The sequence below is a fragment of the Staphylococcus caeli genome (assembly GCF_051413795.1).
Classification (GTDB): domain Bacteria; phylum Bacillota; class Bacilli; order Staphylococcales; family Staphylococcaceae; genus Staphylococcus; species Staphylococcus caeli_A.
This window is the reverse complement of sequence record NZ_JBOIRQ010000008.1, coordinates 19,825-43,248: the sequence shown is the minus strand read 5'-3', so window position 1 is coordinate 43,248 and position 23,424 is coordinate 19,825. Positions and strand designations below refer to the sequence as shown.

Sequence of the window (23,424 nt, the reverse complement as noted above, 5' to 3'; positions counted from 1 at the left end):
TTCATGTATAATGAACATTGAATAAGGAGCTGAATACAATGACTGTTTACGAATTTGCCAAAGGTCTTATATTAGAAGCGGGAATTAATGTTAAAAAAATAATGAAACAAGACATAGAAATTGAAACAAAATCTAACCCTAATGATTTAGTAACAAATGTTGATAAAGCTACAGAAAAATATTTATTTGATAATATTAAACAAACATATCCTAATCATTCTGTAATAGGTGAAGAAGGACATGGTCATGAGCTTAAAGATGAAATGGGCGTTGTGTGGGTCATTGATCCTATTGATGGTACATTGAACTTTGTGCACCAACAAGAGAATTTTGCGATTTCTATTGGCATTTACCATAATGGTGAACCTTATGCAGGCTTTGTATTTGATGTAATGAACGATGTATTGTATCACGCTAAAGCAGGTGAAGGCGCATTTGAAAATGGTATGCGGTTACCAGAAATTAAAGATACACCTTTAAAAACAAGCATTATTGGCATTAATCCAAACTGGTTAACAAAACCACGATTAGGTGACATGTTTAAACCAATTGTTGATGAAGCGAGAAGTGCACGTGCTTATGGTTCAGCTGCGTTAGAAATTGTACATGTTGCGACGGGGAAACTCGGAGCTTATATCACGCCGAGATTGCAACCGTGGGATTTTGCTGGAGGCCTGATCATTTTGAATGAAGTTGGTGGTGTAGGCACAAACTTACTAGGAGAGACGTTGTCCATTTATGAACCTAGTCCCATTGTAATGGCAAATCAGAAATTGCATGCTGAATTAATAGACAACCATTTTCAAAAAAATCTTGAAACGATTCAATTGCTACAGCAACGGTTGAAAAAATAACAATAATACAAATAAGAACAACAGTTCACTAAAAAAAGCGTCATTATCCTATTTTTAGGATAATAACGCTTCATTAGTTTTATGTTAAAAAGTTTAGCTATTATAGCCAGTCATTTTCACGATATTTCTTTTTTAACGTGAAACCGCAACCAAAAGTTGCAATGAATAATATAAATGTTAAAATCATGAATGGAACATTTGTAGCAGCTAAACTGAAGCTAAATAATAGTAAAAATACTATAGCAACAACAGCGAGTACCCAGAATATTGCTTTTGATTTTTTTTGTTGCATGCCTACCACACCTTTATAGTTTTTTTAACCAATTATATGATATAATAAAAAAGTTGCAAAGAAAAGTGGGAATTTACTCGAGAAAGGAAATTGTATAAAAATGACTAAAATAAGAGAAGATGTTCGTAATATAGCTATCATCGCTCACGTTGACCATGGTAAAACGACACTTGTAGATGAGCTATTGAAACAATCAGGAATTTTCCGTGAGAATGAGCATGTTGATGAAAGAGCTATGGACTCAAATGATTTAGAAAGAGAACGTGGTATTACAATTCTTGCGAAAAATACAGCAGTTGACTACAAAGGAAATAGAATTAATATTCTAGATACACCAGGACACGCCGACTTTGGTGGAGAAGTTGAACGTATCATGAAAATGGTTGATGGTGTAGTCTTAGTTGTAGATGCTTATGAAGGTACAATGCCTCAAACACGTTTTGTGTTGAAAAAAGCCTTAGAACAAAACTTAAAACCAGTCGTTGTTGTTAATAAAATTGATAAACCTGAAGCGAGACCAGAAGGTGTAGTTGATGAAGTATTAGATTTATTCATCGAATTAGAAGCTAATGATGAACAACTTGATTTCCCAGTTGTATATGCATCTGCAGTAAACGGAACAGCAAGTTTAGATTCCGAAAAACAAGATGAGAATATGCAATCATTATATGAAACAATTATTGATTATGTACCAGCGCCTGTTGATAACAGAGACGAGCCATTACAATTCCAAACAGCATTATTAGACTATAATGATTATGTTGGTCGTATTGGTGTGGGTCGTGTGTTTAGAGGAACAATGCGTGTAGGTGATAACGTATCTCTCATTAAATTAGATGGTACTATTAAAAACTTCCGCGTAACTAAAATCTTTGGTTTCTTTGGTTTGAAACGTGAAGAAGTTAACGAAGCATATGCTGGTGATTTAATTGCCGTTTCAGGAATGGAAGATATTAACGTTGGTGAAACAGTAACACCTACAGACAATCAAGAAGCGTTACCAGTATTAAGAATAGATGAACCAACTTTAGAAATGACTTTCCGAGTTAATAATTCACCATTTGCAGGTCGTGAAGGTGATTATGTGACATCTCGTCAAATTCAAGAACGTCTTGATCAACAATTAGAAACAGATGTGTCATTAAAAGTTACACAAACTGAATCTCCAGATAAATGGATTGTTGCTGGTCGTGGAGAACTACACTTATCAATTTTAATTGAAAACATGAGACGTGAAGGCTTCGAATTACAAGTTTCTAAACCACAAGTTATCTTAAGAGAAATTGACGGCGTGCAATGTGAACCATTTGAACGTGTACAATGTGAGGTGCCTCAAGAGTATACGGGTTCTGTAATTGAATCTTTAGGTCAACGTAAAGGTGAAATGGTTGATATGGTTACTACAGATAATGGTTTAACACGTATTATCTTTATGGTGCCAGCGCGTGGTTTAATTGGTTACACTACTGAATTTATGTCACAAACACGTGGATACGGTATTATCAACCATACATTCGAAGAATTTAGACCTCGTGTGAAAGGTCGTATCGGCGGTAGAAGAAATGGTGCATTAGTATCATTAGACCAAGGTAAAGCAAGTTCATACGCAATCATGGGCTTAGAGGACCGTGGTACAAACTTCATGGAACCTGGTACAGAAGTATATGAAGGTATGGTTGTTGGTGAGCATAACCGTGAAAATGACTTAACTGTCAACGTTACGAAAGAAAAACACCAAACTAACGTACGTTCTGCTACTAAAGACCAGACAGTAACGATGAAACGCCCTAGAAAAATGACTTTAGAAGAAGCGTTACAATTTATCAATGATGATGAATTAGTAGAGGTTACGCCTGAAAGTATACGTATTAGAAAAACAGTATTAGAGAAAAATGCACGTGAAAAAGAAGCAAAACGTATTAAACAACTTATGCAAGAAGATGAATAAAAAATTGTATCAAGTAAAAGCGCTCATCCACAATATAATGGATGAGCGCTTTTTTATGATTATTGTACTATGCGATTAAATTAAATTGTGAGTGATTTCAAATCAACGGTGATTATATGTAGTATCTTGCTTACGCTGTTTTGGCGTATCTAATCTGCTCTTACATTCATCACACATAAACGTATGCATAGGATCATTTCTTAACCTTTTTGCTTCTAATGTATTTTCATCAATAAATACTTCCGTATCACAAATGATACATTGCACTTTTTTCATATTAAATCACCTCTATACCAGTGATGTATTCAAATTGATATGAATAACCTTCTTCTGGAATATAAACGAAACTATCAACAGCATAGTCGTCATAAAGTTTTTTGCCATCTCTTGCAAATTGGAAAAAGAGGTAAGGTAGTAAATCGATTGGAATTTCTATAGATGCTTTATCGTTAAATAATCGAATTGCAGTTGCATCATCGTGTGGTTCTGCATTTTTGAAAAATGGTGATACATTAATCACAAATGATTGTTCTAAGACTGCTCTTTTTTTATATTTAATTTCTGAATTTAAAGTAGGGGGATTTGTTTGCCCTTCAAGTATAGCTCTATTCCATTCACGGTTATCATCAAAATTGATTGGTTTTGTACCGTCAAAAACTCCTTGTTCTAAATCTTCAATTTGAACTTTTCTATCATCAAAAATCCAAGTTGTACTGTCTAATGTTATTGGAAATTTAACTGCGCCCTTAATTTGAATCATATTCCCACTCCTATTGATTTCTTCCTTAGATTTATAATTACTATTAATCAGTGCCATTTCAAAAGTTAAAAATGACTTTTTTGTGAACAAAATACATCTATATTTATACCATGTAATAAAGTGCTATGTATAAAAAGCGATATAAAACAGTAAAAGTGTTCATACAATGGCTTGATTAGTAAGTTTTTATTATAAATCGAAGTAATATAAATTATCGTTATTACAATTTTATCACAAATTAAGGCAGCACGTATATTCTTGAATTCGCTTGCTTTTTGCGATTTAGTAAGATACACTTTTGATATAAAGTTACAATTGATAGGGGGAGTATGTCTTGGTAAAATCTCAGAATATTAATAATGCGGCATATGACCAGTTGAATAAAGATGCTGATAGGATTCTCCAACTTATTAAAGTACAAATGGATAATCTTACATTACCTCAATGCCCATTGTATGAAGAAGTTCTTGATACACAAATGTTTGGATTACAAAAAGAAGTAGACTTTGCAGTTCAACTAGGTTTAGTTGAGAGTGAAGTGGGCAAAGATTTAATGTTACGCTTAGAAAAAGAACTTTCTAAATTACATGAAGCATTTGTAAATGTTTAATTGGTTTAAATAAATTCGTTTTTACTGCTTAAATGTCGGATGCCAATATTAATAATAGATACAACTTATATGGTGGTAATCAAACTACATAAGTATTTTAAAAAGTGGCTAAGAAGTCAATCGATTATGGATTGAATCTTAGCCGCTTTTGTTGTGCCATCTAGCATCAAAAACAGAAGAAATTAAAATAATAAATTTTAGTGTTATATTTGCTCGAGAAATTGTTACAATGTTTGATATAATGTTTAAAGCGCAAATCATTTTATAAATCAATGTGTTATTCCGATATGATTAAAAATCGAGGATCAAAATAATGAACAAATTTATAAATAGTAAATAGAATATTAAAAATTAGAATTGGATGATATGTCAAATGAATAACATAAAACAATTTTTTCGATATATAAGCAAAAATGCTAAATATATCGATTATCCGTTAGTAGTTACATATTTATTATTATGTCTAATTGGATTGGTAATGGTATATAGTGCGAGTATGGTTGCTGCTACAAAGGGTACATTGACAGGTGGCATATCAGTTGCTGGTACATATTTTTATACGAGACAATTAATGTACGTCATAATGAGTTTATGTATAGTCTTTTTTATGGCGTTTTTCATGAATGTCAAGTTTTTAGAAACAACGCGTTTTCAAAAATGGATGATGATGGGGATTGTCATACTACTGTTAGCGACGTTAGCAATCGGTAGTAATATTAACGGGTCTAAGAGTTGGATTAACTTAGGATTTATGAATCTACAAGCATCAGAATTATTGAAAATTGGGATTATCTTATATCTACCTTATATGATAGAGAAGAAAAGACCCAAAGTATTTAAACAACCTAAGTTATTAACCTCGCCAATTATATTGGCTGGATTTTGTATTGGACTTGTATTACTACAACGAGATGTAGGACAAACGCTATTGATCATGATTATTTTCTTTTCAATTATTTTCTATGCAGGAATAGGTGTGGAAAAGTCAATTAAATTTGGAGCAATCATGGTTGTTGCAGTGGTCATCATAGGTTCATTATTTTTACTTTTAGGTTTAGTACCGGATTATTTAACGGCTAGATTTAGCACTTTGACAAATCCCTTCAGTCAAGAATCAGGTACAGGTTACCATATTTCGAATTCATTAATTGCTATAGGTAATGGTGGATTATTTGGTAGAGGGCTAGGTAACAGTATTATGAAATTAGGTTACTTACCTGAGCCACATACAGATTTTATCTTTTCAATTATCTGTGAAGAACTCGGATTACTCGGTGGACTTGTGGTCATTTGCTTGCTCTTCTTCATTGTCTTTAGAGCATTTGAATTAGCTAATAAAACAAATTCATATTTCTATAAATTAGTTTGTGTTGGTGTAGCAAGTTATATTGGAAGCCAAACTTTCGTAAACTTAGGTGGTATTTCAGGTACAATTCCATTAACCGGTGTACCGTTACCATTTATTAGTTTTGGTGGTTCTTCGATGATAAGTTTAAGTATTGCATTAGGCTTATTATTGATAACTGGTAAGCAAATTAGAATTGAAGCTTATAGAAAAAAACAAGCAGAAAAACAAAATTCAAAAGTTAGAATTGCCAAACGATAGTAGTAATTCTATGATATACGTAAAAGCAAACGTTTTAACATTAATGTGTTGAAAACGTTTGCTTATTTTTATTTGACACGCTTTTGATTTTGAAAAAGTTTTAATAATTCGATATATTGATAATAAAATATTATCACAAATAATAACTTTTTATTATGGTTAAAACATGATATAATTTCATTCTAACCCGGTTATAAAAGGGTTTTATTAGCTTTATATAATAAATTGAAAGTAGATGTAAATTAAATTGTATATGAATTTGAATAAACATTTAACTTTCATCATAATTATTTATTACTGTATAGATTGTTCGTATTTTGCTATAATAAAGTTCATATCCAATTTTTAGAAAATTCAAAAATCAAGGGGGACCATGATGTGAAACAAATAAACAAGCTTTTGGTAGCCAATCGTGGTGAAATTGCAATCAGAATTTTTAGAGCAGCCACAGAATTAGATGTTAAAACAGTTGCTATATACTCGAACGAAGATAAAGGCTCTTTACATAGATATAAAGCAGACGAATCCTATTTAGTAGGAGAGGATCTTGGTCCAGCAGAATCCTATTTAGATATTGAAAGTATTATTGATGTTGCAAAGCGTGCGGATGCTGATGCAATACATCCAGGTTATGGATTTTTAAGTGAAAATGAAACATTTGCACGTAGGTGTCATGAAGAAGGGATAAAATTCATCGGACCACGTGTAGAACATTTAGATATGTTTGGCGATAAAGTGAAAGCAAGAGCAACTGCGATTAATGCCAATTTGACAGTTATTCCTGGTACAGATGGTCCGATTGACAATCAACAAGATGCAGTCGCATTTGCAAATGAAGCTGGCTATCCATTAATGATTAAAGCGACTAGTGGTGGCGGAGGTAAGGGTATGCGTATTGTACGCTCAGAAGAAGAACTAGAAGATGCCTTCCACCGCGCTAAGTCAGAAGCAGAAAAATCATTTGGTAACAGTGAAGTTTATATTGAAAAATATATTGATAATCCAAAACATATAGAAGTACAAGTAATGGGTGATGAGCATGGTAATATTGTGCATCTATATGAGCGTGATTGTTCTGTACAAAGACGTCACCAAAAAGTTGTAGAAGTAGCACCATCAGTTGCATTATCTGATGACTTAAGAGAGCGTATTTGTGATGCTGCAATACAATTGATGGAGAATATTCAATATGTAAATGCAGGTACAGTTGAATTCTTAGTTTCAGGGGAAGAATTTTACTTCATTGAAGTAAATCCTCGTGTACAAGTAGAACATACCATCACGGAGATGGTGACTGGCGTTGACATAGTGAAGACACAAATACTTGTTGCTGATGGTGAACGTTTATTCGATGAAGAAATAAATATGCCGCAACAACAAGATATACAAACATTAGGATATGCGATTCAATGTAGAATTACGACTGAAGATCCAACGAATGATTTCATGCCTGATACAGGTCGCATTATTGCCTATCGCTCTAGTGGTGGATTTGGTGTCAGATTAGATGCTGGTGATGGATTCCAAGGTGCTGAAATCTCACCATATTACGATTCATTATTGGTTAAGTTATCTACACATGCACTATCATTTAAACAAGCAAATGAAAAAATGGACCGCTCATTACAAGAAATGAGAATCCGTGGTGTTAAAACCAATATTCCATTCTTAATTAACGTGATGAGACATCCGCAATTTAAAACTGGAGATTACACAACTAAATTTATTGAAAAAACACCTGAATTATTTGATATTGCACCAACTCTAGATAGAGGTACAAAAACATTAGAATATATTGGGAACGTGACAATAAATGGTTTTCCTAATGTAGAGAAGCGCCCTAAACCAATTTATGAAACTTCGCCGATACCACAAGTTTCAAACAAAGAAATTGCACAGTTACAAGGTACGAAACAATTATTAGATGCTAAAGGTCCCCAAGCTGTTGCTGAGTGGTTAAAACAACAAGATGACGTGTTAATAACTGATACAACATTCAGAGACGCGCATCAATCTTTACTTGCTACGCGTGTAAGAACGAAGGATATGATGAATATTGCTTCTAAGACTGCACAAGTGATGAAAGATAGTTTCTCACTCGAAATGTGGGGTGGCGCAACATTTGATGTTGCATATAACTTCTTGAAAGAAAACCCTTGGCAACGATTAGAACGTCTAAGAAAAGCGATTCCAAATGTCTTATTCCAAATGTTGTTACGTGCGTCAAATGCAGTAGGTTATAGAAATTATCCTGATAATGTAATCCAAAAATTTGTACAAGAAAGTGCGGATGCTGGAATTGATGTGTTCAGAATTTTTGACTCATTAAATTGGGTAGACCAAATGAAAATTGCAAATGAAGCAGTACAAAAAGCTGGTAAAATATCTGAAGGTACAATTTGTTATACTGGTGACATTTTAAACCCAAATCGTTCTGATATATATACATTAGAGTATTATGTGAAAATGGCTAAAACACTAGAACGTGAAGGGTTCCATATCCTAGCTATAAAAGATATGGCTGGTTTATTAAAACCGAAAGCTGCTAATGAATTGATTGGTGAATTGAAAGCGGCAGTAGATTTACCTATTCATTTACACACACATGATACGAGTGGTAATGGTTTGCTTGTATACAAACAGGCAATAGATGCGGGCGTGGATGTAATAGATACGGCTGTGGCTTCTATGAGTGGGTTAACGAGTCAACCGAGTGGTAATTCACTGTACTATACTTTAAATGGTTTTGATAGAAATATGCGTGCAGACGTGGATGGTATGGAAGAATTATCTCATTATTGGGGGACAGTACGACAATATTATAGTGATTTTGAAAGTGATATTAAGTCTCCGAATACAGAGATATATAAACATGAAATGCCAGGTGGACAATATTCTAATTTGAGCCAACAAGCCAAAAGTTTAGGATTGGGTAATAGATTTAATGAAGTGAAAGAAATGTATAAACGTGTGAATTTCCTGTTTGGTGATATTGTAAAAGTAACGCCGTCTTCAAAAGTAGTTGGAGATATGGCACTTTATATGGTTCAAAATGACCTGGATGAAGAAACTGTTATGAATGATGGCTATAAATTAGATTTTCCAGAATCAGTTGTGTCGTTCTTTAAAGGTGACATTGGACAACCAGTTAATGGTTTTAATAAAGCATTACAAAAAGTAATTCTTAAAGGACAAAGCGCAATATCAGATCGCCCAGGGGAACATTTAGAACCTGTTGATTTTGAAGCGGTACGACAAGAATTAGCAGAAAAACAAGAAAGTGTTGTCACAGAACAGGATATTATTAGTTATGTACTATATCCTAAAGTTTATGAGCAATTTATTGCCACACAAGAACAATTTGGTAATGTATCATTGCTAGATACACCGACATTCTTCTTTGGTATGCGTCCAAATGAAACTGTAGAAATTGAAATTGATACAGGAAAACGTCTGATTATCACACTTAAAACGGTTACCGAACCGGATGAAAAAGGTGTTCGCACAATTTTCTATGATATGAATGGTCAAGCAAGACGTATTTATATTCAAGATGAAAATGTTAAGGCGAATGAAAGCGTGAAACCAAAAGCAGATAAGTTAAATCCAAATCATATTGGTGCGCAGATGCCAGGCTCCGTAACTGAGGTGAAAATATCAGAAGGTGAGACAGTGGTAAGTGGTCAAGCATTATTGATTACTGAAGCTATGAAGATGGAAACGACAATCCAAGCACCGTTTGATGGTGTGGTTAAGAAAGTAACTGTTCAAAATGGTGAAGCCATTGAAACAGGAGACTTATTGATTGAAATTGAAAAAGAACCTGTAGATTAATTTTTGAAGTGTAAATAAAAAGGGCGCATGCAGTTTAAAAACTGTGTGCGCCCTTTACGTTCAAAATAAAAATGCGTTGACTTTAATCAAGATGAACAAAGCACAATGGCTTCACATCTTAGTTGTGACAACACATTTTTAAATGAGTAAAATATGAAATTTAATTAGCCACCACTTCGAATTGTACGTAACATCAAGATGATAAAGTAGGCGATTAACCCGAAGAGTAATGTGATAAATAAGGCATGTAATAATGCTATGAATAAATTCACTTCTGTAATAATAGATAATGCCCCAGTAGTTACTTGCAATATAACTAAAATAAATGCTGCGGTATAACCATAACGAATGGTGCGATTATCTTGATAATTATTAATAGCATGGATGAATGTTATCATAATCCAAATAAATGCAATAAAAGCCATTCCTCTATGTGTAAAGTTTACCCAGTCTTGTACGTTGTGAGGAACGAGGTCATGGAATGGTAAAGGCCATTGACCGTATGCCAAGCTTGCTTCTTTATGTCTTACTAAAGCGCCTGTATAAATTGTTAAGTAGACTACAATAGCCATAATCCAAGTATAAACTCTTAACGGTTTTCTAATAAACAATTCATCAGCCTCATATTTACGGTCAACATCAAAAATGATTAAAGTAAGTACAAATACTGAAGAGAATGAAATTAGAGATATACCAAAATGTAACGCTAAAACATATGCATTTTGTTGCCACATAACGGCTGCAGCACCAACTAATGCTTGAATTAATAAGAAACCAACACTAATACAGCATAATGGTTTCACTTCTTTAATATAACCAATGTGTTTCCATGCAACGATGACCAACCATAGAACTACGATCAATGATAAACCAGAGACTGCTCGATGGCTTAGCTCTATAATTGTTTGGATCGGTAGATTCTGAGGTAAGAATGCCCCATGACAAAGTGGCCAATCGGAACCACAACCATCCTCAGAACCAGTCTTTGTTACCAAAGCACCGCCCAGTTGAACAAATGTCATAATTATCGTCGCTAATACGGATAACCATTTCAGGTTCTTTTTGCTAAACAAGAATTAACCCCCCATTTAAAAATAAAACTATTGAGACATTAAAACAAAATTGTCATATATACAGCAGTTGCTATACGAATCTATCTCACTAATATATTTCTTCTGATAATAAAGCTTAAATACAATTATAACAAGAAATATACTATTAATTGTGTCACAACGATGACTTTTTGTGAATGTCGTTAAAGTGTCACAAATAATGCTACATTAATGTAGTCAATGACACAAATTTAATATATCATTGTATTATATGAAAAAAATAGGAGGGAAATTATGAACAAAGAACAAACTTTGTCGCATAATTCTAGTCGCGTAACTTTTAAAGAGTTACAGCAGATTATTAAAATGGGATTAGTACAAGGCAATTTAATCCCTGCTTTTGCTGGATCGTGGCTGGCAATTGTGTTGGCAAATCATTCCTTCCTCTCGTCAATACCACAAATCTTAATGATGTTGGTGGGCTCTACGTTAATTATGGGGGGCGCATGTGCTTTAAATAATTACTATGATCAAGATATTGACAGTATCATGCCAAGTAAACAACAGAGACCAACAGTTAATGACAGAATTTCAAACAGAAATTTATTAATGCTTAGTTTTGGGATGATGCTAATAGGGGAAGCTTTACTTTTCGCATTGAATATACCATCAGGTGTAATTGGTTTATTAGGTATTGTTGGATATGTATCGTTTTATTCTATTTGGTCAAAACGCCATACAGTTTGGAATACTGTTATTGGAAGCTTTCCAGGAGCAGTACCGCCACTTATTGGATGGACAGCAATTGAAGGCAATTTAAGTCTAGTGGCAGTTGCATTATTCTTAGTAGTATTCTGCTGGCAACCTGTTCATTTCTATGCGTTAGCAATCAAACGTAAAGATGAATATGCGTTAGCACATATTCCAATGCTACCATCAGTCAAAGGATTCAGTCGTACGAGAGTGAGCATGTTTATTTGGTTAGTATTCTTACTACCGTTACCATTCTTATTAAGTAGTTTAGGTACAACATTTATAGTATTAGCTACATTATTAAATTTAGGATGGATTTATTTAGGTTTAACTAGTTTCAAAAAGGATTCAGACCAAACAAAATGGGCAACAAAAATGTTTGTATATTCATTAAACTATTTAGTAGTATTTTTTGTACTCGTTGTTGTCGTTTCGTTAATTCAAATGTTCTAATAATTAAGAATGAGGATGTTATTATATGAATTTACCAATTTTACCTACAATTAGTACGAGCTTTATTGTTATTAGTGCTATTCTAGTTGCAATAGGTTGGCGCCAAATATGGAAAAAGAAAATAGAAAGTCATAAAAAAGTAATGTTATGTGCGGCATTTTTTGCTCTTGCGTTCTTTATCATTTATGCTTCAAGAACGATTTTTATTGGTAATACTGCTTTTGGTGGTCCAGACTCAATTAAAATTTATTATACAATTTTCTTAGTATTCCATATTAATTTAGCAACAATCGGTGGCGTTTTAGGCATTTTACAAATAATAACTGCTTTTAAAAACAAATTTAAAGTACACAGATTTGTTGGACCAATCGCTTCAATCATTTGGTTCTTTACCGCAATTACTGGTGTAGCTGTCTATGTGTTACTGTATGTGCTTTATCCCGGTGGAGAGACGACTTCACTTATTAAAGCGACATTCGGATTATAATACGACACTTTAAATAAATGTGAGTAGTTAGCTTTTATGGCATATATGCAGGGGATAATTCGTGTGTTAACTAGTTTAATAAAATAATTTACCCCAACATAATAAATTAATAATAAGCAATGTAATTAAAAAGAGGGGTGACCGTCATTACGATGGTTATCCCTCTTTTTATAGTTAATCTTGCGAATAGTCGTTCATTGTAAAAATAATCATTCATTTAGATAGTTTCTTAAATGCTTTGCGGTTACAGATTGTTCAATATCTAAGAGTCCATGTGCATCGCCTTGATAAAGCAATTGTCCACCTTGTTCTCCAGCATATGGACCGATATCGATAAACCAATCAGCATGCGTCATCATAGTTAAATTGTGTTCTATGATAATAACCGTATTTGAAGATTTGATTAATTGTTCAAAGCATTCCAAGAGAATAGGGATATCGTCTTCATGTAATCCAGTAGTTGGTTCATCAAACACAAATATATGTTGTTGTACAGATTTAGTTAAATATTTGCTTAATTTAACACGCTGTATTTCACCACCAGATAATGTATCAAGTGACTGTCCTAAAGTCATATAATTTAGTCCTGTTGATTTTAATGCTGCTAATGGTTGGGCAATTTCGGGCTTTTTGTTAAAAAATGAAATCGCTTCGTCGACAGTGAGGGCTAGAATATCTGCAATGCTATAACCATGTACTTTCTCATCTAACACCTCTGGTTTATAACGCTTGCCATGACAAACATCACAAATTTGAGTAAAGTCAGGCATAAATGCAAGTTCTGTTTTAATAATGCCTTTACCGTGACATTCAACACAAGCACCTTCTGAATTATAGCTGAACATGGATTTCTTCATACCGGTTTCTTCACTATAGTATGAACGTACTTCGTCAAAAATATTAAGATAAGTCAATAAATTAGAACGATTAGATGCATGTGCCGGCTTTTGATCAATGAAAATAGTATCAGGCACATTTTCCAAACCGGCGTGTATTAAAGAACTTTTTCCAGATCCTGCGACGCCTGTCACGACAGTCATAGCTTCTTTTGGTATCTGTACAGACACATCTTTTAAATTGTTGCGCGAAATGTTTGATAAGTATATAAAATCAGAGTAATCACGTTGTTTCGATTTGAGTTGATGTTCTCTTCGCAATGCTTGACCAGTATGCGTATGGGATTGTAATAGATCATGATAACTACCAGTAAAAGTAATTTCACCACCATTTTTTCCTGCTAGTGGCCCTAAATCAACAATATGATCAGCAATCTTGATGACATCGGGATCATGTTCGACAACTAATACAGTGTTTCCTTTTTCTTTGAGGGATTGAATGATTTCATTAATACGTTGTATGTCTTCAGGGTGCAAACCGATACTTGGCTCATCAATGATATAAACAAGGTCACTTAACGCACTATTAAGGTGGCGGATTAATTTAATACGCTGTGATTCACCACCAGATAGCGTTGTGGTTTCTCTAGACAAGGTAAGATAGTTTAAACCTATATAACTTAAAGATTCTAATTGTTGTTGAAGGGGCTCGATGATGACACTTGCCTTAGCTGAATCAATTGTTTTAACAAATTTTAATGCTTCATCAATAGATAAATTTGTAAAATCAGCTATATCATAATCATTGATTTTACATTCTAAGACTTTGGGACTTAGACGTTTGCCGTTACAATTGGGACATTGTTTAGATGTCACAACACGTTCTATATCATTTCTAAATTTTTGCTTTTCGAAATTATCATTTAATAAGAATGATCGTCTGAATCTATGTATGAGACCCTCGAATTTTGCAGTCCTAGGCCAATTTGCTGGCGGATTTTTTAGTTTAGTTGGTTTCGTATATAAAAATGTATCTAATTCCTCTTTAGTATAATCTTTTAATTTTTTATCGTTATCAAACAAACCAGTATATAGGTACCGTTTACCTCTCCAACTATCAGGTCTAAACGAAGGGAAGCGAATCGCATCCTCATTTAAAGATTTATCAAAATCTAATAATTCATTTAAGTCGATATCCTCAACGTAACCTAATCCAGAACATGTTTCACACATACCTTTAGGATTGTTGAAAGAAAAAATATCTGAATAACCAACAAATGGTTCACCTATGCGTGACCATAATAATCTGACTGAGGCATAAATATCTGAAATTGTGCCTACAGTTGAACGAGAGTTACCACCTAATCGCTTTTGATTAATTATCATTGCAACAGGTAAATGTTCAATTAAATCAACATTTGGTTTGGAGAATTGACTTAATTGATGTTGAATATATGTAGAGTAGGTTTCGTTTAAAAGGCGTTCTGATTCAGCGGCTATTGTATTAAAGACTAAAGAAGATTTGCCAGAACCAGAGCGACCTGTGAATACAGTGATTTGATGCTTAGGAATATCAACTGAAATATTTTTTAAATTGTTTTGTTTTGCGCCATGTATACGTATCATTGACATAAAATTTCACCTCTATTTCATACTATACCCGAAATCATGTGGTGTATGACGTGTATATGTGATGAATTAAATATGAATGTGAAGAGGTATTTGACTGAACTATATAGAAATATCAGGTGACATGCCTTGCTTGTGATATATTGAAACATGTACAATAAATGAAAGAGAACTATAGGTGGGTGAGCGATGAGGAAACTAATAATTAAAGTTATTGGTGTGTTATTATTGATTTGTTTTTTAATTTATTTATTTTACTCGCCACGTTTGAAATTTGATGTATTGGAAAATCCAAACAAAAATACAACTAAAACAACGCAAAATAAAGATTTTAAAACTACGGATAAGTCTGTAGAGAATCCCATGCCTAAAGATGGTGTCGGTACATGGATAGGTAAAAATTTCAATAAACTGACAGATACATATGGGCAAGCGGATAGAGTGTACGCGTATAAAGGCAATTTTAAAAATTATGTATTTAAAACGCGCAATCAATATTATCTAGTAACAACCAAGCATAATATTATCAAATCAGTGTATGCGACAGGTAAAGATGCAAATGTGAATCCCGTCAAAATTTCAGATAATGCCTCTGAAGTTTATGAAAAATACAGTATTAACCCAGAACCTACAATTAAAGTAAAGGGTAAACAGTATGATTTAGAATTATCTGATTCAGATATTAAGACCCAGACACTGATAAAATTCAAAAATATTTATGCACAAATATATATCGATCAACAATCCAATAAAATTGTAGCAGTGAGATATTTAGATAGCGAAGCGTTGGCAGCTTTTAAACCTTATCAAATGCTTAGCTCTGAAAAGGATGAAGAAGTGAAGAGCCAATATGATGATGTACCTTATGAACAAAATGCTAATCAATTGATGACCTTATATGAAATTACTAATGAAATGAGGAAATTGAAAGATGCTAAGCCGTTAAAAATAAATAATGATGTTGCGCACATTGCAGCCTTTAATTTATATGAGGCAACAGGTACAGATAGTGTAGAATTTACAGAAGATGCATTAACGCAACAACTCAATGAACAAAAAATACCATTCGTAGCGACAAGCCAGAACGTGGGTTATGATTTTAATGAAGTACCTACTTTAATACATAGTTGGTTAAATTCAGATATTCATAGGTCGAGAATGTTAAATTCAAAATATGATGAAATGGGTGGAGAAGTAACAAATGGTTATTACACACTTATTTTTGTAGAGAATTAGTAAGAAGGAGGAAGCAAAATGATTACAGAAGAAACGCTATCCATTCTTGATGATATCGAACTGTTAAGTGAGAAAATCTTAAATTCACGTTTATATTATGATTATAAGCAAGCGGAACTTGCCCTTGAACAAAATGACGAAGCGCACTTACTGTACCAGGCATTTTTAAAAGCTAAAGCACAATATGATGAAATAATGCGTTTTGGCAAATACCATCCTGAGTATCAAAAAGTAATGTTAGATACGCGCAAGCGTAAACGTGCATACGAAATGTTACCAGTTGTGATGGACTTTAAACAAAAAGAAGTTGCACTACAGGGACTTATTGACCAGGTAATTGCTAAAATTGCATATTCAGTATCTGAAAATGTGAAAATTGAAGCGGGTAACCCATTTTTCCAAAAAGATACAGGAGGTTGTGCTACTGGCGGCTCTTGCAGTTGTTCATTATAGCACTGTCTCTCACTAAATTAATGTTATGATAAATTTAAAAAGCTCCTTTAAAAGTACGCAAACAAACATGCTAACTTTCGAAGGAGCTTTTTCGTGAATATATACAATTTCTTAATGGTATTTTAATATATTGGATGATGAATAATTATTATAATGATGCACTGTGATAAGTATTTTTAAAACGTTCTGCTAGGTCAGGTCTATCTGTGACTAATGTATGCACGCCCTGAGATGTTAAGTCATGCATTAAATCTAGGTTGTTTACACCATAATAACCTGGAACAATATTTCGTGTAATTAGCCATTGTATAAATTTAGGTGATGTTAGTCGAACACCTTTGTAAGAAACTGGCATTTGGAAGGTATGTGCACGTGGTTGGAACGTATTTCCGAGACCTGTGTGGAACTTCACTACACCTTCTGTGACTTCTTTCTGACTCGCACCAATGGCTACCGTACCATTGCTAACATTGTTGAATCGTTCTATTTGTTGACTGTGGAAACTTGTGACTAAGACACGATGTTGCGCATGGTGTTTTACAATAATCTCGTAGATGATTTCAGGTGCCAATTGCCCTTGTTCTGTATCTGGGTCATCCTTTAAATCCACATTGATAAGTAAATTTGGATATAATGATAATAAATCGTCAAAAGTTAGGATGCATGCGTCTGTATTTCCTCTGTATGGTGTTTCACCATTGATGTCTGTAAAGCGATAACCTGCGTCTAAAGCTTTCAATTCTGCTAAAGTATGTTCCGCAACTTTTCCGGAACCGTTTGTAGTGCGATCAACTGTTGCATCGTGAAAAACAATGAGCTGATGATCTTTGGATAATCTGACATCAGTTTCGAATCCATCTATGTTGTGTAAAACAGCATTATCGAAAGCTAATTTTGTTTGTTCAGGTCTAACTGCCATTCCACCTCTATGAGCGAATATATATGGTGCAGGTTTGGCGAAAAAGGGTGGTATAGTTTGATTATGAGTTTGTGTTTTGTATTTTGTAATAAAAAACAGGCTCCCCACCAAACCAACAGTACCTAAAAAGCTTGTTTTCATTATTTTATTGAATTTTGACACGAGCAATCCTCCTCAAATTTGGTGTATATAAAGTAATATAGCAAAAGTTTAAGTTACTTCAAAATAATTGTTATTTATAAAATGTTAGAGTCATGATATTATAAAGTGGCTAATAAATGGAGTGATTATACAATGAATATTGTTGCAAGAACAAGTTTAATTATATATTTGAAACATATGAAACATGAAAGACAAGTGAGAAAATTTGGACATATTGTCAGTGTTAATAGACAAGAGCGATATGTTGTTATGTACATCAATGAAGATGAGGCTGATCAAATCGTAGACAAACTAATGAGATTGAAATATGTGAAGCAAGTAGAAGGTTCTCCATATAAATACTTAAAGAAAACTTATGAAAAAGAACAACATGAAGTATTATAGTGAACTTATTTTAAGCATATTTAAAAATGAACAAGCCACATTAGTACATTTATAGGACTACGGTGGCTTGTTTTCATTATTGTAAGGGCGGAATCCATCTTTGTAATCTTAGGACGCTAATCAAGTAATTGAAGTAGAGTTCAGTATCGTGAAAGGTATGAGGTGGTTGAACATCTACTTCTTTTACGTCTACTTGATATTGAGTTGCTTGATTAAGAATTAAGTCGAATTTTTTATTTGAAGCAGGATAAGGGTATTGAATCGCATTGACCATAATATACATAGCTTGAAAATGTTGTTCACTTGTTGGTTGCATGATAATTGCTACTGATGAGCGTTGGTTTTCAAATTTTGGGGAATGAAAAAATACAATATGTTGAATACGCTTACGATTGTATTCAATGAGTGTATTAAATTCGAATAAGTCAGTGAGTCCTTCACCTAATTTAATAAATGACTGTTTCATAAATAATATGCCTCCTTGTCATGCAGTTTGCATTATATATAAATTATTTTGAGAATGGAAGTGTTAATCTGATGAGAGTGATTTCTGGAGTACATAAAAGTAAAGCGCTTGAAAGTATGGATGGACGTACTACGAGACCTACAATGGATAAAGTTAAAGAAGGTATCTTTAATAGTTTGCATGAAGTTTCTGGTATCGGTTTGGACTTGTTTGCCGGGAGTGGTGCTTTAGGTATCGAAGCATTGTCGCGTGGGATGGATAAGGTGATTTTTGTTGATCAGAATTTTAAGGCAGTAAAAGTCATAAAATCCAATTTGGCAAATTTAGATATTGAAGCACAAGCAGAAGTATATAAAAATAATGCGAGCCGTGCCCTAAAAGCTTTGTCAAAACGAGAAATTCAATTTGACGTTATTTTTTTAGATCCACCATATGAAAAAGGATTAATCGATGAAGCACTCGAAGGAATTGCAAAGTTTAATTTATTAAAAGAAAGTGGTATTATCGTTTGTGAGTTCAAACAACATGAAAAAATCAATACCGAGCCATTCCATGAGATAAAGCGTTATCATTATGGAATAACAGATACTTTGTTATTAGAAAAGGGAGATTAACATGTCTACAACTAAAGCAGTCATTCCAGGAAGTTTTGATCCAATTACATATGGTCATATCGATATCATTGATAGAAGTGCGGACCGTTTTGATGAACTACACATATGCGTGTTGAGAAACAGTAGTAAGTCGGGGACGTTTTCAATTGAGGAACGCATTGCATTAATTGAGGAATCAGTGAAACATTTAAATAATGTGACTGTACATCATTTCAACGGTTTACTCGTAGATTTCTGTGATGAAATTGGGGCAGAAACAATTATTCGTGGGTTACGTGCGGTCAGTGACTTTGAATATGAATTGAGACTAACTTCTATGAACAAAAAGTTAAATAGTAATGTTGAAACAATGTATATGATGACAAGTACAAATTATTCGTTCATAAGTTCAAGTGTTGTCAAAGAAGTGGCGGCATACAAAGCAAATGTTTCTGATTTTGTACCAGTGCATGTTGAAAAAGCATTGAATGAAAAATTTAAAAAATGATAAAAGTGAGTGGCAAAAGTGTAATTTGAACAACACTTAAGTCGCACAAGTGCGTTATTTTGTAACGAAGACAGGAGAGAACAAAATTTTGTTCTCTCCTGTCTTCGTTTTATTATTAGCAGATTTCAATAAACAAAGTAGGTAACATTGTCGCTAAATTAAATGATGGCAGATAATTTTAATCAATTAGACAAAATTTGAGCCAATCATTATCTTATTTAAGGATGCAGTGATTATTGACTTTGACTTAGTGTGCCTATAATTATTTAAACACGTATGACGGGAGTATTGAAATCTGTTGCCGTTTGTTCAGAAATAAAATTATAAATTTTAGTTGCGTGAATTTCATCTTTAAATAAGTGCGCATTTTGTTTATTCACTTGAGTGATATATGATCTATTAGGATAAGTTTTTTTAATTTGCTTTAAGTATTGTTGGCCGTTGCTTGTCATTCCCAAAATACGAACACCTTGGATGTCATTAATAATGTCTTGCTGTTTAAAATTTAATAAGATGTTCATTAATATTCTTTGAATATGTGTATAGGTATAGCGCTTTGTTTTCAATAATGTCATCAATTGACTAAAGTTAGTTGCTTGTTCAATTTTTTGTAGTATACGATGTTCTAAACCTTCGCTCATTGTATAAATATTAGCTAATGACTTTGCATCATTACTTAAAATTGCATACTTGAGAAAATTGAATGTATCTTCAAGCGAGATGTGTGGTTGCCCATAATGCTCGAGTATGGACTGTGGTACAACATTTTGCCATGCATTGTTTCCATGTTCTAATGATTTTCTAATCGAAGTACCACTTGCAAATGCGTCATGTGAAATTTTAGCATCGTGATGCTTGCTATTTTTACGTGATATTGTCCAAGGTTGGATGGTGGGTGCATGTTGCTTTATTGCACGTACGTAGGATAACCCCAGTGTATTATTGGGTGATGCTAATAAATCATTATCAGGTATCATCTCACTTAAAATTCTTGGGTAACTTTTACCTTCTTTACTTTTTTCAAGGAAAGTAGGTGAATTTTCTAAACTTTGGAGCTTATCTGCAAGATTTAAGAATTCATTTATCTCACCTGACTCACTTCCAAAACAAAGATGAGATACACCTAAATAATTCGCGACTTTCACGGCTGTTTCAGCAAAATATGGTCCAGCAGATAGGGATGCTAAGGCTGGTAATTCAACAACAAGGTCTACAGCGCTCAAGGCCATGTGCGTACGTGTAAATTTATTATAAATTGCGGGTTGTCCTCTCATAACGAAATGACCACTCATGATTGCAATGGAAATTTCAGCGTCAGTTATTGACTTTGATTGCTGAGCATGGTATAAGTGACCATTGTGGAAAGGATTATATTCTGTGACTAGTGCAACGCTTTTCATTTGCAATTCTTCCTTTCAGAATTCATTATAGATATTGTAACAGATGTAATAGTGTTAAGAAAAAATCTTGACAACTTATGTCTATAAAGTTAAAATAAATTTTGTGCTTGTTAGAGGTGAAGCCATATGAAATGGTCAATAACACAATTAAGAAAATTCCAAGATAAACCATTTGAATTTCATCAAACGGTTAATTTTGATCATTTAGTAAAATCATTAGATTTAATAAATCTATCTGATATTGATGTCGACGGTGAACTCACTGTTAGATCAAATGAAGTCATTGCAGATATGCATTTGACTGGAACGTATACAATGGCGTGTGCACGTACTTTGGTTCCGGTTGAAGTCCCTATTGATATCAAGTCTCAAGAGATTTTTGATTTAGAGGGATATGAGCAATATAGTAATGAAGTAGAAGATGATGAGCATTATCATGATGCTACAGATGGTATGATAAATCTTAAGGATATTGCTGAAGAACTTGTTATTATTGAAAAACCAATGCGTGTTTTTTCAAATGAAAGCGATCAGATGTTACGAGAAGGTAATGGTTGGGAAGTTATTGACGAGGAACAAGCGGTTGAGCTTGCTAAAGAGAAGGAAACACCTGAATCTGAGCAAATCGATCCAAGGCTTCAAAAACTACAACAATTATATGACGAAGAGCAATAGCGGATTCACATAATCTGTAGTATAATGGATTATTGAATTTGAAAATATCTATTTAGTGTTTGAATATAAGGAGGATTATCATGGCAGTACCAAAAAGAAGAACGTCTAAAACAAGAAAAAATAAACGTCGTACGCATTTTAAAATTTCAGTACCTGGTATGACTGAATGCCCAAACTGTGGAGAATACAAATTATCTCACCGTGTATGTAAGAACTGTGGTTCATACAAAGGCGAAGACGTAGTATCAAAATAATTTATTTAATGAGAGGCTGAGACATATACAATGTTTCAGCCTCTATCTTTTTATAGGTGCCATCTTTACCTTGAGTTTATTGGTTTAACAACAAAACTTTTAGGAAATAATTAAAATTCTGATACATAGCTAAATTATAGTTTTGATAAAAATTTGTGAAAATGAAAGAATGAGTGTTAATTTAACTAAATAAACATTTCATTAGAATTACGTTCATTAATAATTCACTTGATAATTTGTAAATGATTTTTTATTTTAGAAGTAGCGATAATATACTTCCAACTGATAGGTTGTGTAAAAAATGGAATCAATAAATGCACAAAAAATTATTCATAAAATAGAACAAGGCGATGCAACATGGATTTATGAACACTTTAGTGAGGCATTTCAAGAGATAACTTCTTTTAAGCAGCTTGAGGACTTGCTAGAGAATTATAATGCGATACGAGGCATAAATGATTTGTATCGACATCTTCATATTAACCTCCATGACGAGTACATTTGGTTTGATCGACAAAAGACTACAGGTGTAAGTATAACTTTAAATAAATACCAAGAAATTGTAGGTATGGCATTGTTGCCTATTAAAAATAGTAAAAAGTCCAAAGTTTCTAAACAGTCGTATACGATACCTATTAAAAGTAGTTGTCTCGTGTATTGTGGTGGAGATAATGAACTGATTAATTATCATTATCGTTATAAACAACAGCGTCATGCGATAGACTTAGTACAAGTCAAAGAGGGATGTACTTACTCAGGTGATCCAAACCATTGTGAAAGTTATTATAGTTATAATAAAGAAATTGTGGCACCAGCTAATGGCGTTGTTGAGAAAATTGTTGATGGTATTCCAGATTGTGTGCCAGGCGAACAGGATACAGTACATCCGGAGGGGAATTATATTATAATTAAACATGGACGTCATGAATATAGTATGATTGCACATATAAAGCCTGCTTCATTTAAAATAGAACAGGGAGATACAGTGTTTCGTGGTCAACATATTGCAAATGTGGGCAATTCAGGTAATACGCCAGAACCACATATACATTTTCAGGTGATGAATGATAAATATTCACAATCCACACAGACACTTAAGATTAGGTTTCAAAATAAAATTGCACCAGTTAAAGGTGATATTGTAAATTATACCGGTGATCAAATTTTCATAAAGGAACACGCAATCGCTAGTTTCATAAAAAGTTTGCGTTCAGATTTTACTCACTTATTTAAAGGGTGAGAATAAACAGATAAAGAGGC

At 33.4% G+C, this 23,424-nt stretch carries 23 protein-coding genes; 15 read left to right on the top strand and 8 right to left on the bottom strand.

The features are described from left to right. Nucleotides 1-38: 38 nt before the first annotated feature. Nucleotides 39-854: an inositol monophosphatase family protein gene (locus ACSULM_RS05940; RefSeq protein WP_436861321.1), complete on the top strand. Its 816-nt coding sequence runs from the start codon at nt 39-41 to the stop codon at nt 852-854. A 100-nt stretch (nt 855-954) separates the two neighbouring features. Here ACSULM_RS05940 and ACSULM_RS05935 read toward each other — a convergent pair whose 3' ends face one another. Continuing rightward, entirely contained in the window at nt 955-1,146 is a 192-nt protein-coding gene (locus ACSULM_RS05935; RefSeq protein WP_069994774.1) for a DUF5325 family protein, read from the bottom strand. A 100-nt stretch (nt 1,147-1,246) separates the two neighbouring features. On the opposite strand from ACSULM_RS05935, the gene typA reads away from it, so the two are divergent. Further along, nucleotides 1,247-3,094 (top strand): translational GTPase TypA, encoded by a 1,848-nt coding sequence (typA, locus tag ACSULM_RS05930; RefSeq protein ID WP_436861319.1) that lies wholly within the window; start codon nt 1,247-1,249, stop codon nt 3,092-3,094. A gap of 102 nt (nt 3,095-3,196) precedes the next feature. On the opposite strand, the gene ACSULM_RS05925 is transcribed toward typA, so the two are convergent. Continuing rightward, nucleotides 3,197-3,370 (bottom strand): DUF2197 domain-containing protein, encoded by a 174-nt coding sequence (locus ACSULM_RS05925; protein WP_436861317.1) that lies wholly within the window; start codon nt 3,368-3,370, stop codon nt 3,197-3,199. Nucleotide 3,371: 1 nt separating this feature from the next. Beyond that, nucleotides 3,372-3,854: a hypothetical protein gene (locus ACSULM_RS05920; protein ID WP_436861315.1), complete on the bottom strand. Its 483-nt coding sequence runs from the start codon at nt 3,852-3,854 to the stop codon at nt 3,372-3,374. Nucleotides 3,855-4,188: 334 nt separating this feature from the next. Here ACSULM_RS05920 and ACSULM_RS05915 point away from each other — a divergent pair, with 334 nt between their 5' ends. The 3 genes from ACSULM_RS05915 to ACSULM_RS05905 all read left to right on the top strand — a co-directional run bounded on the left by ACSULM_RS05915 (nt 4,189) and on the right by ACSULM_RS05905 (nt 9,904). Beyond that, a complete protein-coding gene (locus ACSULM_RS05915) occupies nt 4,189-4,464 on the top strand; it encodes a YlaN family protein (protein WP_069994767.1) in 276 nt (91 codons plus the stop codon). 373 nt (nt 4,465-4,837) lie between these two features. Next, complete coding sequence (gene ftsW / locus ACSULM_RS05910; protein ID WP_436861312.1) at nt 4,838-6,070, top strand: cell division peptidoglycan polymerase FtsW; 1,233 nt, start codon at nt 4,838-4,840, stop codon at nt 6,068-6,070. A gap of 378 nt (nt 6,071-6,448) precedes the next feature. Beyond that, complete coding sequence (locus ACSULM_RS05905) at nt 6,449-9,904, top strand: pyruvate carboxylase (RefSeq protein ID WP_436861309.1); 3,456 nt, start codon at nt 6,449-6,451, stop codon at nt 9,902-9,904. 164 nt (nt 9,905-10,068) lie between these two features. On the opposite strand, the gene ACSULM_RS05900 is transcribed toward ACSULM_RS05905, so the two are convergent. Next, complete coding sequence (locus ACSULM_RS05900; RefSeq protein ID WP_436853596.1) at nt 10,069-10,977, bottom strand: COX15/CtaA family protein; 909 nt, start codon at nt 10,975-10,977, stop codon at nt 10,069-10,071. 273 nt (nt 10,978-11,250) lie between these two features. Here ACSULM_RS05900 and cyoE point away from each other — a divergent pair, with 273 nt between their 5' ends. Together cyoE and ACSULM_RS05890 are read left to right on the top strand one after the other, a co-directional pair. Next, nucleotides 11,251-12,162 carry a heme o synthase gene (gene cyoE, locus ACSULM_RS05895; protein ID WP_436861307.1) on the top strand — a complete coding sequence of 304 codons (912 nt, stop codon included), beginning with the start codon at nt 11,251-11,253 and terminating at the stop codon, nt 12,160-12,162. 25 nt (nt 12,163-12,187) lie between these two features. Then, nucleotides 12,188-12,649, top strand: a complete 462-nt coding sequence (locus ACSULM_RS05890) for a DUF420 domain-containing protein (RefSeq protein WP_436861304.1) — start codon at nt 12,188-12,190, stop codon at nt 12,647-12,649. 209 nt (nt 12,650-12,858) lie between these two features. Here the strand turns inward: ACSULM_RS05890 and ACSULM_RS05885 are convergent, their stop codons facing one another. Continuing rightward, a complete protein-coding gene (locus tag ACSULM_RS05885) occupies nt 12,859-15,117 on the bottom strand; it encodes an ATP-binding cassette domain-containing protein (RefSeq protein WP_436861302.1) in 2,259 nt (752 codons plus the stop codon). A gap of 186 nt (nt 15,118-15,303) precedes the next feature. Between ACSULM_RS05885 and ACSULM_RS05880 the strand changes: the two genes are divergently transcribed. Both ACSULM_RS05880 and ACSULM_RS05875 read left to right on the top strand, forming a co-directional pair. Next, nucleotides 15,304-16,350 carry a CAP-associated domain-containing protein gene (locus ACSULM_RS05880; RefSeq protein ID WP_436861300.1) on the top strand — a complete coding sequence of 349 codons (1,047 nt, stop codon included), beginning with the start codon at nt 15,304-15,306 and terminating at the stop codon, nt 16,348-16,350. Between the two features lie 18 nt (nt 16,351-16,368). Beyond that, entirely contained in the window at nt 16,369-16,803 is a 435-nt protein-coding gene (locus tag ACSULM_RS05875) for a YlbF family regulator (RefSeq protein WP_436853601.1), read from the top strand. A 148-nt stretch (nt 16,804-16,951) separates the two neighbouring features. On the opposite strand, the gene ACSULM_RS05870 is transcribed toward ACSULM_RS05875, so the two are convergent. Next, nucleotides 16,952-17,863 (bottom strand): glycerophosphodiester phosphodiesterase, encoded by a 912-nt coding sequence (locus tag ACSULM_RS05870; protein WP_436861392.1) that lies wholly within the window; start codon nt 17,861-17,863, stop codon nt 16,952-16,954. A 153-nt stretch (nt 17,864-18,016) separates the two neighbouring features. Here ACSULM_RS05870 and ACSULM_RS05865 point away from each other — a divergent pair, with 153 nt between their 5' ends. Further along, nucleotides 18,017-18,268 (top strand): YlbG family protein, encoded by a 252-nt coding sequence (locus ACSULM_RS05865; protein ID WP_436853603.1) that lies wholly within the window; start codon nt 18,017-18,019, stop codon nt 18,266-18,268. 76 nt (nt 18,269-18,344) lie between these two features. Here ACSULM_RS05865 and ACSULM_RS05860 read toward each other — a convergent pair whose 3' ends face one another. Beyond that, the gene (locus tag ACSULM_RS05860) at nt 18,345-18,734 is read right to left on the bottom strand and encodes a DUF7147 family protein (protein WP_436861298.1); all 390 of its coding nucleotides are present in this window, start codon (nt 18,732-18,734) and stop codon (nt 18,345-18,347) included. A gap of 71 nt (nt 18,735-18,805) precedes the next feature. Between ACSULM_RS05860 and rsmD the strand changes: the two genes are divergently transcribed. Together rsmD and coaD are read left to right on the top strand one after the other, a co-directional pair. Further along, nucleotides 18,806-19,348, top strand: a complete 543-nt coding sequence (gene rsmD, locus ACSULM_RS05855) for a 16S rRNA (guanine(966)-N(2))-methyltransferase RsmD (RefSeq protein ID WP_436853605.1) — start codon at nt 18,806-18,808, stop codon at nt 19,346-19,348. Between the two features lies 1 nt (nt 19,349). Then, entirely contained in the window at nt 19,350-19,835 is a 486-nt protein-coding gene (gene coaD, locus ACSULM_RS05850; RefSeq protein WP_069994737.1) for a pantetheine-phosphate adenylyltransferase, read from the top strand. 266 nt (nt 19,836-20,101) lie between these two features. Here coaD and ACSULM_RS05845 read toward each other — a convergent pair whose 3' ends face one another. Further along, nucleotides 20,102-21,235 (bottom strand): nucleotidyltransferase, encoded by a 1,134-nt coding sequence (locus tag ACSULM_RS05845; protein ID WP_436861296.1) that lies wholly within the window; start codon nt 21,233-21,235, stop codon nt 20,102-20,104. 126 nt (nt 21,236-21,361) lie between these two features. On the opposite strand from ACSULM_RS05845, the gene ACSULM_RS05840 reads away from it, so the two are divergent. From ACSULM_RS05840 to ACSULM_RS05830, 3 genes are all read left to right on the top strand, one after another. Then, a complete protein-coding gene (locus ACSULM_RS05840; protein ID WP_436853607.1) occupies nt 21,362-21,910 on the top strand; it encodes a YceD family protein in 549 nt (182 codons plus the stop codon). Nucleotides 21,911-21,990: 80 nt separating this feature from the next. Further along, nucleotides 21,991-22,164 (top strand): 50S ribosomal protein L32, encoded by a 174-nt coding sequence (gene rpmF, locus ACSULM_RS05835; RefSeq protein WP_011303391.1) that lies wholly within the window; start codon nt 21,991-21,993, stop codon nt 22,162-22,164. A 301-nt stretch (nt 22,165-22,465) separates the two neighbouring features. Further along, complete coding sequence (locus ACSULM_RS05830; protein ID WP_436861294.1) at nt 22,466-23,404, top strand: M23 family metallopeptidase; 939 nt, start codon at nt 22,466-22,468, stop codon at nt 23,402-23,404. The last annotated feature ends 20 nt before the right edge of the window (nt 23,405-23,424 follow it).